We start from the raw sequence: 13,718 nt of genomic DNA, 5'->3' as shown, positions 1-13,718 counted from the left end.
CTCAAACACAGCCTAGGTCTGACTGAGTATCGGGCTTTGCGCTATTTTGCACGCTTACCCACCTAAACTGCCGAAGCAGGTTCACTTGCGTTGTGTACTGTTAACTTCCTATCGCTTCCTTCAGACCCTGCCGTTGGCCAGCAACGCCCTTGCGATTCGGATTCTCTTCCCCCCAGTCGGGGTGAGACAGGTTTCTTACAACCTGACGGGTTTGCCAGCTTCGCTGGGCAAACAAAAAAGGGTTAGCTTGTAAAAGCTAACCCTTTTTCATTTTGTTACCGTCTTATACACGATAGACACTGAAGTTTTATATGACAGTCACTAAGGTTTTATATAGGCAAAACCATCCGCTTGTTTCTCAATCAGTTCCAATACTCCAACCGGAACAACATCGACATAAACAGGCAAAGAATCAATAGCTATACCAAGGCCATTTAACGAATTTTGACAGAGTTTAAACTCAACGCCATTCTCTGCTAATTCTTTAACAAGATCGCCTTGATTGGCTTGCTCCTTATCAAGAGAAGAAACACCAGCATTTTGCTCCTCAAAAATAATTGCCGCTTTTGAGTTCACCAATACAACAATACTAGAAGCTTTTACATCCACAACTTTTATCAAATTTCTGGCATTGGCAAGAAGCAACGGCCACTTTTCAACTTCATCAATATGAAAAACCACTTTCACTGATTGCATAACATCCTCATTAAACGGTTAGTACACTTTTAATTAATTACTAGCGTAAGACAAATTCAGCGAACAAAATAGCAATAAAATAAACTCCAGCTCTCTTATCATCGAAGCATGTTATGATTTACATATTCTAAAAAAATACAATTTACCGACATGTCTATTAAAATCAATGCAATGCCATCTATTTACCAATCTTTCCTAATTTTTTTCAGCTTACTCACAACAAATCTCAGCCTAGCAGACTCTCCAATTCATGTGGGTGGCGATCTAAATTATCCACCTTATGAGTTTATCAATGAAGATGGCGAACCTGATGGCTACAATACGGAGTTAACTCGCGCCATTGCCGAAGTCATGGGAATTGAGGTCGAAATACAACTGGGCAGCTGGGATGATATTCGTAGCCGCTTGGAGCAAGGCAAATTAGATGTTTTGCAAGGCATGGCCTATTCTACAGGGCGAACTGACAATTACGATTTTTCGCCACCACATGCATTAGTGCATCAATCTATTTTTGCCCGTAAGGGGACCGCTAAAGTAAATAACCTAAACGAACTTGCAGGCAAAGAACTTATTGTCCAACGCGGCGGAGTCATGCATGACTTTTTTCTTCATAGTGACATCAAGGCCAAGTTGATTCTGGTCGACACCCACGCTGCTGCGCTCCGCTTACTATCATCAGGCAAATATAATTATGCACTGGTCGCCAACTTGCCGGGGCTATATCTCGGCAAGGAACTGGAGCTATCTAACATCATTCCTGTTGGCCGCCCTTTTGGCGCCAAGCAATATGGTTATGCCGTAATGAAAGGCAATACAGACCTTCTCGCTCAATTTAGCGAAGGTCTTGCCATTCTTAAAAATACTGGCCGCCAGCAAGAAATTTACGATAAGTGGCTAGGCCCATTAGAGCAAGACGGCTTCCCATGGAAAAAGATCGGACTAATTACCGGCAGTATTTCTGGAATATTGTTGGTGATTTTAGGCGGTATTGTCATCTGGAACCGCATGCTAACCCGTGAAGTAAGTCGTCGTACCGACGAGTTAAAGCAACAGCAAAAACAGCTAATGCAAGCGGATAAAATGGCGTCATTAGGTATTTTAGTATCAGGGGTTGCCCATGAAATAAATAACCCTAGCAGCCTACTTTTACTCAACTTACCTGTGATTCAAGAGTTTTATGATGATGCCGAAGACATCCTCGAAACCCATTATCAAGAACATGGCGATTTTTATATTGCTGGGCTCGAATACAGCAGGATGCGCGATGAGATCCCTTCTATGCTGCAAGATATGTTAATAGGTACACAAAAAATTCGTCGCATCGTTAACGATCTCAAAGACTTTGCCCGTGAAACACCAGATGATTGGAAAGAACAGATAGATCTTAATGAAACCCTAGAAGTCGCAATTCGTCTAGTAGACAAAACCATTCGTCAAAGCTGTGATCAATTTAATGTGGAGTATACTCGTCCACTACCGAGTTTTTATGGCAGCGCTCAGAAAATTGAGCAAGTTATAATTAACCTTATAGTAAATGCGTGTCAGGCTCTAGAATCATCTAATCAAGCCATTAATATTCGAACCTTTCTCAAAGACGAAAAACACCTATGTTTAGAAGTTTGGGATCAAGGCAAAGGTATAGAGCCACATAATATAACTCGATTATGTGATCCTTTTTTTACCACTCGACGAGAAGATGGTGGTACTGGCCTTGGTCTCTCTATATCCAGTAAAATCGTCCAAGAACACGGTGGCAGTCTGGTTTATGAGTCTATCCCCAAGCATGGCACTAAAGCTATTTTGACCTTTTCAGTTGCTAAACTTCATTCGTGACACCCTGTAAAAGTCTCTGTTAGGAGTTCTTGTATGCAAAAAAACCTTTACCCACAATTCGGTATTTTACTGGTGGATGACGAAGAAGCCTTCTTACGCAGCATGAGCATTGCATTAGAACGTAAAGCGGGATTCAGCCACTTATACCATTGCCAAGACAGTCGTAACGCCATGTCTATGATTTCGGAGCACCCAATTGGCATCGTCCTACTGGACATGACCATGCCTCATATTTCAGGTGATAAGCTACTACATAAAATAGTAACGGAATATCCGGACATTAGTGTCATTGTCATTAGCGGCTTAAACCAGCTAGAGATAGCTTTAGACTGTATTCGACTTGGCGCCTTTGATTATTATGTCAAAACAACCGAAGAACGCCGCTTAATCGAAGGCATAAAACGTGCCGTACGTATGCAAGAAATGCATGTCGAAAATCAAGCCCTACGTCGCCATGTACTAACCAATACACTAGAACAACCTAACGTATTCGCCAGTATCATTACACAAGACAAAGGCATGCATGCTGTCTTTCAGTACCTTGAATCAATTGCGTCTAGCCAACAGCCTGTTCTGATTAGTGGTGAAAGTGGTGTAGGAAAAGAGCAAATCGCTCAAGCCATTCATGACTTAAGTAACAACACAGGACCTTTGGTGAGTGTCAATGTTGCTGGATTAGACGACAACGTATTTTCGGACACATTATTTGGTCACCGGCGTGGCGCTTTCACAGGAGCGGATAGCGCTCGCCCAGGCATGATAGAACAAGCCGCGGGAGGCACTTTGTTTTTGGATGAAATTGGCGATTTAAGCCCTACATCACAGGTCAAATTATTGCGCCTATTACAAGAGGGAGAATATTACCCATTAGGCAGCGACCGACCTAAACGTCTGCGCGCCAGAGTAGTCGCTGCAACCCATCAAAACCTCACGGATAAACAAGCATCTGGCGCGTTTCGAAAAGACCTATACTATCGCTTGAAAATTCACCATGTTGAGATCCCACCGTTACGTCGTCGAGTCAATGACTTGCCCTTATTGCTAGATTTTTTTCTAACACAAGCAGCAGAAGAAATGGGTAAAAACAAACCGACTATACCCAAAGAACTCCCCGTTTTATTAGCTAATTACCAATGGCCGGGCAATATAAGAGAGCTAAAAGCACTCGTTTATGATGCCGTAAGCTGCCATCAATCTAAAGTTCTCTCGATGGAGACATTTCGTCACGTGTTGACGAAAGAAAACCCTTCACAGTTACAAGTAAATCTAGAAAACAGGAACGCACGAGTATTCTTTCCAGCTGAACAACCATTACCATCCATGCAAGAGATTAATGATCTACTAGTAGAAGAAGCGATGAAACGAGCGCAGGGCAACCAATCCCTCGCGTCTCGCCTCATAGGCGTGTCACAACCCGCGCTAAGTAAACGCTTAAATAAGAAAAACAGCTAAAGTCCACCAAAGCAACCCATATAACTGTGGTTATAGCTATAACCACAGTTATTAATCGTATAAAGCTTTGATATATAACATTTTTAATCCATATTTTGGCAATATAACTATTCCTTAGGCATACCCCTTCAGATTTAAAGAAACTCAATAGATTTTAAAATTTTATATTTAAAATCAATGAGTTAAATATAACATACCCAATTGGCACAATGGTTGCTCTTATCTATTACAAACCCTATGTAAAACAACAATAAACGAGAGCATCATGATACAAATCACCAGCGAAGCCGTTCGCTCAGAACACGATCTACTTGGCGACAGTAATGTTCCTGCTAATGCATACTACGGCATTCAAACACAACGTGCCTGTTTGAACTTTGATCTCAGCGGCATACCACTTCATCATTTCCCTGAGCTTGTTGTTGCCATCAGCATGGTAAAATCGGCTTGTGCAGGAGCAAACCGAAGCTTAGGTCTTTTAGACGATGATCGCTATCACGCTATTATTGACGCCGTCGCAGAAATCAAACAAGGACATTTTCACGACCAATTTATTGTCGATATGATCCAAGGCGGCGCTGGTACATCAACCAATATGAATGCTAACGAAGTCATTGCTAATATTGCACTTGAAAAACTCGGTTATGAAAAAGGTGAATACCAACACCTTCATCCGAACAATCATGTCAACATGTCACAATCTACCAATGACGCTTACCCAACTGCTGTACGATTGGCTATTTTGCTCAAACACGGTGATTTAGTAACAGCCCTCGCCTCATTACGCGATGCATTTAAAGCTAAGTCTATAGAGTTTGCTGACATTATCAAAATGGGACGAACCCAATTACAAGACGCGGTTCCTATGACTTTAGGTCAAGAATTTCAGTCTTTTGCTTCGACGCTGACAGAAGACATCGATCGTATTGCCGGCCTGTCAGAGCTACTAAAAGAAGTGAACCTTGGTGGCACAGCCATAGGAACAGGAATTAATACAGATCCAGAATACGCCGCTATGGCAGTAAAAAATTTATCTAAAATCAGCGGTTTCCAACTAATTCCAGCATGCGATTTAGTTGAAGCCAGCTCTGACATGGGCGCGTTCGTGTTGTTCTCCTCCATGCTTAAGCGTCTTGCAATTAAGCTATCGAAAATATCAAACGATTTACGCCTTTTAAGCATGGGGCCTCGCTGTGGGCTTAACGAAATAAACCTTCCTCCACAACAACCTGGTAGCTCTATCATGCCGGGCAAAATCAATCCCGTTATTCCTGAAGCCGTTAGCCAAGTAGCTTATCAAGTTATTGGTAATGATATGGCCATCACTATGGCTGCAGAAGCAGGTCAGCTTCAACTCAATGCAATGGAGCCACTTATTGCCTATAACGTACTAGAATCTATGCGCATGTTGAAACAAGCCATGGACATGTTAACAACTCGCTGTGTCATCGGTATCACGGCAAACAAAGAGCACTGCCAACAACTGGTTGACCAAAGCATCGGAGTCATTACTGCCGTTGTTCCTTATATCGGCTACGACAATGCTAGCCGTATCGCTAAGACAGCACTTGCCACAGGACGTGGAGTTTTAGACTTAATTCGTGACGAACAACTAATGAGTGAAGACGATATCAACGAGGTGCTTAAACCGGCCAACATGATTCGTCCTCAAGCTCGACGTATTAAGCGTTAATCCCCCTGACAAATAACAAATAAAAAGGCATTAAGATGACAGACACTCAAACAACAAAAACAAACTTTTGGAGCAAAATGCCACTTTGGCAAAAAATCTTAATTGGTATGGTTCTCGGTATAATAACTGGCTCTATCATGGGGCCAGACGCAGAAATACTGAAACCAATTGGCACCTTGTTTATTAAAGCCATTAAAATGCTCATTGTTCCCTTGGTGTTTTGCTCCTTAGTAGTTGGCGTTACTTCTATGCAAGACACTCGGAAAATGGGTCGAGTCGGATTGAAATCAATAGTGTTGTATTTAGGAACAACCGCTGTTGCTATTACTATCGGCCTCGGATTAGGAACTATTTTTAGCCCTGGCGCCGGTTTGAATATGGACGCTTCTACGATCTCTCAAGCAACAAAAGAAGCCCCGACATTAGTGCAAACGTTGCTAAACATGATCCCAACCAACCCTGTTGATGCGCTTGCTGCTGGCAACATTCTACAAATCATAGTCTTTGCTCTTGGTTTAGGAATTGCGTTAACTCTGTCAGGTGAGAAAGGTAAGCCTGCCATCGCCGTATTTGAAAGTCTTGCTGAAGCTATGTATATGCTAACTGGACTAGTAATGAAACTAGCACCTTACGGGGTATTTGGTTTAATGGCTTGGGTCGCAGGGAAATATGGCCTAGAAATTCTACTACCGCTGATTAAAGTCGTTGCCGTGGTTTATCTTGGTAGCATCATACACGTCGTAGTTTTTTATAGTGGCTTGATTAGTCTATTAGGACGCCTTAACCCAATTCCTTATCTAAAAGGCATTGCTACACCAGCTGCGGTTGCGTTCACCACCACAAGTAGCTCTGGTACATTACCGGCAAGTATTAAAGCAGCTCAAGAAGAACTAGGTGTATCAAAAGGTATTTCTAGTTTTGTATTACCTTTGGGCGCAACAATAAACATGGATGGTACGGCGCTTTACCAGGGCGTTTGCGCTTTATTTATCGCACAAGCATTTGGTGTTGACCTAGAAGTTTCTGACTATATTGTCATTATCGCTACATCTACACTAGCATCTATTGGTACAGCGGGTGTTCCAGGTGCTGGTATGATCATGCTGTCTTTGGTTCTAACAACTGTTGGCTTGCCAATTGAAGGCCTAGCCATCATTGCTGGGATAGACAGAATCCTAGACATGGCTCGCACAACCGTAAACGTCTGTGGCGACTTAATGGTCTCGACCCTCGTTGCGAAAAGCGAAAATGAACTGGATCAAGATATTTATTCAGCCCAACCAACATCAGATTCAGCAAAAGCGTAGTCTATAATTATTAAAATTGAGCTTTAAAAATTTCTTTGTAATACATAAAAAAATAGCCAGATGACATAATCTCATCTGGCTATTTTTATAGAACAAAGAAATATCAACCCCTTAGCTTGTTAAACGATCGAACTAAGGCGCATTTCTTTGAGAGGGATCCTCAGTGAAAGCTCGAATCATGTCCAGTGGATCAATTTGCTTTTTTTGATTCACTGCAGCCTGAGTCCACCAAATCAATTGGTTAAACGTACGCCCAAAGTAATCAAACCATTCAGATTGGTCTTCACCCTCTAGCAAACCTCCGTCTTCAGAAAAGATATTTTGCGCTTTTGGTACATGAATCATAGATGACACTGGCAAGCAGCCTAGCTCTGACAAAAAGGTTCGCATGCCGACTGCCGCTCGCATGCCACCCCATTGACCTGCTGAATAAGTCACTATGGCACTTGGCTTGTATGAAAACAAAGAGCTACCAAAATGATTCAGTAAGTTCGCCAATGCAGGACTCATTGAATGGTTGTATTCTGGACTTACCATTATATAACCATCCGCAGACGCTATTTTCTTAGCTAACTCATCCAATTCAGATGGGACCTGACTTTTCGAATAGGAAAAATGAGGTTTAAAAATAAGTTCTAATGGATAATTTAAAGCGTCTACCAACTCTATTTCATGATCGCCATGCTGAGATGAAAAAGACGCTAAGCAGGCTTTCGCGACCCTTTCACCTAAACGAGCTGGCCGCGGCGGTGTGCTGTCTCTAACGGTACCAAGGAACATTAAAATCTTCATAAACAATCACCCATTAAAAATCATCGTCATCAAATGCTTCGATAACACCCACCGAAGAAAGATGGAATAAAACCAACACGATAGCAAATCTTTGAAAGAAATAACGCATCACTGGTAAATTACCAACGAAAGCTCTATTGTTTAATACTCCATAGAAATCATTGTGATAAGGGATTATATGTATAAGAAACATCTATCTATTCCCTACATACCCAAGCATTAAACAAGAGAGTCGCAATATGAAACAGAAGGACTTCCGAAAACTAGGCTGCGCAGAATGTTCAACTGCGTGTGACTTAGGCTTCGACTTCACTATGGCGCTTCAGCCGATTATTAATAGCCAAACCAAAACTGTTTTCGCACAAGAAGCGCTTGTTCGTGGCCTAAATCAAGAAAGTGCCTTTCAGGTTTTTCAAAACGTCAATGAAACCAATCGCTATCGTTTTGATCAAAGTTGTCGAGTGAAAGCCATAAAACTTGCAGCAGAGCTCGAAGTCCATAAACACTGTTTTCTTAGTATCAATTTCTTACCCAATGCGGTTTACAAGCCAGAATTATGTATTCGAACTACGCTAAACGCAGCGGAAGAATATCACTTTCCAAAAGAAAAGATCATTTTCGAATTCACTGAAAACGAGCAAATTACGGACAGCAAACATTTAGAATCCATTATTCTGCACTATCAGCAACAAGGTTTTTTAACCGCTACGGATGACTTTGGCTCAGGGTTCAACGGTTTAAACCAACTTGCCGATCTTAAAACAGACATCACTAAAATCGACATGGCGTTAATCAAGAATATCGACCAAGACAAAAAACGCCAAATCATCGTACGAAATTTGGTAAACCTGTTTAACGAACTGAATATGATAATCGTCGCTGAAGGTATCGAAACAAAGGCCGAATATCATGTACTACAAGAAATGGGGATTCATTTATTTCAAGGTTACTACTTTGCTCGCCCAAGTTTTGAATCGCTTGCTGAAATCAATTGGAATTAACTCGAAGCTAAACGCAAAAAGGCCAACATATTAATATTCCCCTATTGATAAACAACCTTAAAGTGCTCTAACACCAACATCATATCTTCCGTTGGCTCGATCCCTAATTCCTCACACTCCGCGGAAAAAAACGCCCAATGCGCTTCACGCCACCAATCTAAAGTTTTATCACCCTCGCCTTCTGCTGCTGCAAATTCAGCACTAACATCACAATATCGACACTCTGTAACAGAAGTAATTTCCACAATGCACACAGGTTTACCATCCCAATTGGTCACAACTAGTAAGTGACCAACCTCTGGCATAGCTTCGCCCTCATAGCTGTACCAATGTTTCATGCTACAGGATGCTTGTTTTTCACCACGCCGGATCAAATCGGCACAAATATTGGCATTGTATTCATCAGCACAGAAATAATCTGCACTAAACGAAGTGTATTTTTCAGCAACTTCTATAGGTAAAGAATGAAGAAAACCAGCCAAATACACTTTACTTCTTTCATCCATGAAATCTTCAACCTTTATGTCCATCTCACTATGTCCCACAAAATCAGCTCTTATTTCAGTCTTGTTAAGCCAACTAATACGCAAACAATACCACCAACCATACCAACCCAAGCTTCTACAGGTGTCTCGCCGCTTAAAGCTCGGGTCACTTGAGAGCTAGCTGCATCATAAATGTTATAACCCCACACAGCTAAAGCAGCACCGGCGATAACCAAAATAATGCCTATAATTTTATTGTTCATATTTACTCCAAAGGATTATAAATTCAGCGAATAGCGTTTCATAATGACACATATCCGAGCACAAATTAAAAACATTTATCTCTAGCCCTTAAATCGCCAACACTTTACCGCTAGAATGGCGCCCACTAACATCCCTCTTATCCATTTAGTTCTGAGAACAAGCGAGCGTCCCATATGAAAATATTAATAAAACTTATTCGTAATCTGCTAGGCTACATCATCATAGCCGTTGATCTTCTTACCCGTGGCTCTAAGAAAAAACGCACACCTGAAAAGCAAGAAAAGATTAACCAAGAGCTTAAAAATTTTTCGCTTTATCAATTCTCTGCTTGCCCGTTTTGCACTAAAACACGCAGAGCCATGTACAAGCTGAACCTACCTATTGAAAAGCGTAACGCAACAGAAGGTTCAGTTCACCGTACTGAGTTACTTGAAGGCGGCGGTAAAGTAAAAGTGCCTTGCTTGCGAATTGAGCAAGATGGCAAAGTAGAATGGATGTACGAATCATCACAGATCATCAGCTACCTAGAAAAACGCTTTGCTTAACACTAAAAATAAGCAAAACTGATATTTCTAATGCTCAAAAAAACGGCTTCTGCAATAGAAGCCGTTTTCCATGAAATATTTAACTATCTTCAGTACAGACCATTAATACGACTTAGTCCTCGATACCTAAAAGGATATTAACCCAATCTTACCTGATCTTTACCACTTCGTTTTGCCTCATATAAAGCATCGTCAGCACGTCTCAATGTCTCCTCGAAAGATCGGTCCGCAGGCTCCATAGTCACGACACCTATGCTAATACTAATAGGTATATCCTCAGTAGAAAATCGGTTCAACTCCAACTTAAAATGCTTTCGTAGTCGATTTGCAAACGTCACCGCATTTTCCAAATTCATATTTGGCAAACCAATAACAAATTCATCACCACCAAAGCGACAAGCAATGTCGGTTTTTCTGAGTTCAGATCGACAAATATCACCTATCGTCATAATAATTTCATCGCCAGAAAAATGCCCCAAGGTATCATTGATTTTTTTAAGGTTATCAAGATCAAACATCAGAATAGACGCAGGGACAGCATACCGCTCGAACGCCTCGTAATGAAGTGCTAGATCCCGCTCAAGTTTCCTACGATTAAAAAGCCCTGTAAGCTGATCTGTATCACTAAGCGTTCTCAGCTTAATTTCAAGTTCGTGCCGCTCCGATATGTTACTGGCGACCCACAATACGACATCCTCGCCATCAACCAAAAAGCCGAGCTTCTGAATACGACCTTCGAACCAAAAAGAATGCTTCGGGTCATCTATAGACTCTCGATTAATATCTAGCCCTTTCATTTCATATTCTTTGATTAACAGCTGACCTGAGTCTAGTGCCAATTCAATTTGCTGAAGAAACCAATCCGCCTTCTCATTTTCAACGATCTCGGTAATACGCAAACCAACCAACCCATCACTGCTGTGGTAATAACGAGCATCACGCCCACCAAATACAGCTATATACTTACCGCTGCGCGACAGGATAAATGCAGGGTCTGGTAAGGTATCTAAAACAATAGCCATTTGTTCAATACTAATCATAAAAACACCCTGCGACATCGCTATGCAAAACCGAGATAAAAAAAGACTACTTATTATCTTTGCCCAGAAAAACTCCTTCTACTATAAGATAGTAACGGCTAAATCTTCCTTTTCTTCAATCAATCGCTCAAAAGAAAAGTCATCATTAATCAGAAATGTAGAATCAATGTCTTAATTCTCAGTGTCATTTTTAAAGCAATGCTTCACAGTAATTTTTTATATTAGTAATTACTATTCTTTGGCTGAACTATTTGATGCTTTGTCATACGACGATATACCGTGGGTCGTGACACACCCAATTGTTTCGCAACAGCGGATACATTCCAACGCTGCTGCCGTAGCAAATTCAATAAAAATTGTTGCTCTGAATCATCATTTGACAACTTCTGACAACCCTCATAAGTCGGTGTTATTGGATGAAGCGGAATCAATGGTTCAACCAATCCGTTTTGATGGACAAAAAACTCTTCGGGAAGATGCTGTATAGATATTTCATCGGTTTCACAAATGGCGTCAGCAAAGGTTAATGTATTAACAAGTTGACGGATATTACCAGGCCATTCATACGCTAAAAGTGCGCTCATAGCATCGGCTCTTAATCTCACTGCTGGATTAATTTTCTTTAAGAGCATTTGAATGAGATATGGTTTATCAGCACGTGCTTTGAGAGTGGGTAGATTTAATGTCGCGCCATTAATACGATAAAATAAATCTTCTCTGAAACGCCCCTCTTTAATGAGTTGAGCAAGATTACAATGTGTGGCCGCTAATACACGTACATCCACATCAATCGCTTGTAGTGAACCTAACGGCATAACTTGCCCTTCAGCCAATACACGGAGTAAACGGGTTTGCAAATGCAGGGGCATATCTCCAATCTCATCTAGAAAAAGAGTGCCACCACTCGCCTGCTGAATTAATCCCTTTGCCCCTTTTGCACGCCCACCAGTAAAGGTTCCAGGCACATAGCCAAAAAGCTCGCTTTCAATTAAAGATTCAGGAATCGCAGCACAATTAACAGCTATATAAGGTTTCTGTGCACGATGGCTTGAGTCATGAATCGCTTGTGCTAACACCTCTTTCCCAGTGCCTGTGTCACCTAAAATCAGTAGATTCATATCTCGATGACGTAGCCGTTTTGCCAGACTAATCGTTTTACGCATGGCTGGATCATCCGCACTCAATCCATCAAGTTGAAAAACAGACTCTTCTTGAGTAGCCAGTATTTGTGAAAGTTGAGGCTGATAAGGCACATTTGTGGCGGGCTCTATCAACATTCCAAACAAGGTTTGCTGTGTTCCCGATAAACGAAAAGCTCGGATACCATCTTTACTTTCGTAATTAATAGAGACAATATCCCGCCATTGGCATTCTAACAATGTAGGTAAGGATACCGTTGGCAGATCAATAATATGACATTGCGATAATAAATTACGGCCAGCGGTGTTTGCAGCCAATACCACACCATCTTCATTTAATGCAAATAAACACTGCCCATTTACTTGAACCAATTCACGAGACTGATCGCACTTAAAAATCAAGCTGTGCCGATATCGCCTCAAAAAATACGCATCCTCTATTAATCGAGCGTAAAGCTGAGTTAAGTGCAAAGCAAAATTTTGACTATCCGGTGTTCGTGATGAATCAAGCGCGGAAATATCCAACACCGCCAATAACTGGCCAGATGGGTCTTTAATTGGTGCGGCTGTGCAGGTCAAACCAATATGGGAGCTATCAAAATGATCGACACGATGACAAGTTAAAGCCTGTTGCTCTTGAATACAAGTACCTACCGCACAAGTACCTGCATATTGCTCACTCCAGTCCGCGCCTAAATACAGACCCGCTCTATGCAAGCGTTCATCGTCATTTTTACTTCCTAAAAACTGAACTGTAATGCCTCGATAATCACTCAGTAATAAGACATAACCCAAGCCTGCTATTTGCGTATAAAGTTGCTCAACACCAGCACGCGCAACATTCAAAAATTCATCCACCGAATCTTGATGCTCACGAAGAATCTGATGCGTCACAATGCGAGCTGGTCTTGGTTGACTGGGGTCTAAACCATATTCACTAAGGCATCGCTGCCAAGAACGCCCAATTAACTCATGGGGAGAATAATGCTTACCTAAGGCTTGACGGCCACTGTAGCTAAGTATTGCATCAATATGCCGACGTTGCTGACTTGTATTATTCATACAGACTCTTTGCTCCTGGCTATTATTTTTATTTTTAGATTACTAGCAGTCTACTCGTGAAGAATCAGGCTTTCTATACTTCTTTACCCAATTCTGATTCATCGCCCAGCTCAAGATCAACATCTCAAACTTCCCCGTCTCTACTTAGTTAAAAGGCGAACACTGGACGTTACACTTGTACAAAAAAGCATTACAGGTGTAACGAATACGAAATACATTATCATTTAATCAATCTTACTTTTAAAAAAATATACGATATAAATCAAAAAGTTATAACAAAAAAATATCCGTGGCGATCTGTTGGCACGCATACTGCTCCATCTTCAGTACCAATATAGTTCAAATGAAACCAAGCATATGAACTTGGTATTAGGGTAGTAATAAAAATAATAATCTACATTGGAGTTAC

General features: G+C 41.3%; 12 protein-coding genes. 6 read left to right on the top strand and 6 right to left on the bottom strand.

Annotation, left to right across the window (positions count from 1 at the left end):
- Nucleotides 1–321: 321 nt before the first annotated feature.
- Nucleotides 322–696 carry a DsrE family protein gene (locus B6N13_RS20075; RefSeq protein ID WP_012069611.1) on the bottom strand — a complete coding sequence of 125 codons (375 nt, stop codon included), beginning with the start codon at nucleotides 694–696 and terminating at the stop codon, nucleotides 322–324.
- Nucleotides 697–846: 150 nt separating this feature from the next.
- Between B6N13_RS20075 and B6N13_RS20070 the strand changes: the two genes are divergently transcribed.
- From B6N13_RS20070 to B6N13_RS20055, 4 genes are all read left to right on the top strand, one after another.
- The gene (locus tag B6N13_RS20070; RefSeq protein WP_169460400.1) at nucleotides 847–2,529 is read left to right on the top strand and encodes a transporter substrate-binding domain-containing protein; all 1,683 of its coding nucleotides are present in this window, start codon (nucleotides 847–849) and stop codon (nucleotides 2,527–2,529) included.
- 33 nt (nucleotides 2,530–2,562) lie between these two features.
- On the top strand, nucleotides 2,563–3,981 hold the full coding sequence (locus B6N13_RS20065) for a sigma-54 dependent transcriptional regulator (RefSeq protein WP_169460399.1): 1,419 nt from the start codon (nucleotides 2,563–2,565) through the stop codon (nucleotides 3,979–3,981).
- 265 nt (nucleotides 3,982–4,246) lie between these two features.
- Nucleotides 4,247–5,674 carry an aspartate ammonia-lyase gene (locus tag B6N13_RS20060; RefSeq protein WP_169460398.1) on the top strand — a complete coding sequence of 476 codons (1,428 nt, stop codon included), beginning with the start codon at nucleotides 4,247–4,249 and terminating at the stop codon, nucleotides 5,672–5,674.
- A 35-nt stretch (nucleotides 5,675–5,709) separates the two neighbouring features.
- Entirely contained in the window at nucleotides 5,710–6,981 is a 1,272-nt protein-coding gene (locus tag B6N13_RS20055) for a dicarboxylate/amino acid:cation symporter (protein WP_048813980.1), read from the top strand.
- Between the two features lie 132 nt (nucleotides 6,982–7,113).
- On the opposite strand, the gene B6N13_RS20050 is transcribed toward B6N13_RS20055, so the two are convergent.
- On the bottom strand, nucleotides 7,114–7,773 hold the full coding sequence (locus B6N13_RS20050; protein ID WP_169460397.1) for an NAD(P)H-dependent oxidoreductase: 660 nt from the start codon (nucleotides 7,771–7,773) through the stop codon (nucleotides 7,114–7,116).
- Nucleotides 7,774–8,012: 239 nt separating this feature from the next.
- Here B6N13_RS20050 and B6N13_RS20045 point away from each other — a divergent pair, with 239 nt between their 5' ends.
- Nucleotides 8,013–8,774, top strand: a complete 762-nt coding sequence (locus B6N13_RS20045; RefSeq protein ID WP_169460396.1) for an EAL domain-containing protein — start codon at nucleotides 8,013–8,015, stop codon at nucleotides 8,772–8,774.
- Between the two features lie 41 nt (nucleotides 8,775–8,815).
- Here the strand turns inward: B6N13_RS20045 and B6N13_RS20040 are convergent, their stop codons facing one another.
- A complete protein-coding gene (locus B6N13_RS20040) occupies nucleotides 8,816–9,304 on the bottom strand; it encodes an ASCH domain-containing protein (protein WP_211172951.1) in 489 nt (162 codons plus the stop codon).
- A 26-nt stretch (nucleotides 9,305–9,330) separates the two neighbouring features.
- Nucleotides 9,331–9,522 (bottom strand): DUF3185 family protein, encoded by a 192-nt coding sequence (locus B6N13_RS20035; RefSeq protein ID WP_012069603.1) that lies wholly within the window; start codon nucleotides 9,520–9,522, stop codon nucleotides 9,331–9,333.
- A 174-nt stretch (nucleotides 9,523–9,696) separates the two neighbouring features.
- Here B6N13_RS20035 and B6N13_RS20030 point away from each other — a divergent pair, with 174 nt between their 5' ends.
- Complete coding sequence (locus tag B6N13_RS20030) at nucleotides 9,697–10,068, top strand: glutathione S-transferase N-terminal domain-containing protein (RefSeq protein WP_169460395.1); 372 nt, start codon at nucleotides 9,697–9,699, stop codon at nucleotides 10,066–10,068.
- A 137-nt stretch (nucleotides 10,069–10,205) separates the two neighbouring features.
- Here B6N13_RS20030 and B6N13_RS20025 read toward each other — a convergent pair whose 3' ends face one another.
- Together B6N13_RS20025 and B6N13_RS20020 are read right to left on the bottom strand one after the other, a co-directional pair.
- Nucleotides 10,206–11,108 carry a GGDEF domain-containing protein gene (locus B6N13_RS20025; RefSeq protein WP_012069601.1) on the bottom strand — a complete coding sequence of 301 codons (903 nt, stop codon included), beginning with the start codon at nucleotides 11,106–11,108 and terminating at the stop codon, nucleotides 10,206–10,208.
- Nucleotides 11,109–11,329: 221 nt separating this feature from the next.
- Nucleotides 11,330–13,309 (bottom strand): sigma-54-dependent Fis family transcriptional regulator, encoded by a 1,980-nt coding sequence (locus tag B6N13_RS20020; RefSeq protein ID WP_169460394.1) that lies wholly within the window; start codon nucleotides 13,307–13,309, stop codon nucleotides 11,330–11,332.
- Between the last annotated feature and the right edge of the window lie 409 nt (nucleotides 13,310–13,718).

The sequence above is a fragment of the Marinomonas sp. UCMA 3892 genome, from assembly GCF_012726345.1.
Classification (GTDB): domain Bacteria; phylum Pseudomonadota; class Gammaproteobacteria; order Pseudomonadales; family Marinomonadaceae; genus Marinomonas.
Note: the sequence above shows the minus strand (reverse complement) of the source record. Positions and strands in the feature narration are given on the sequence as shown.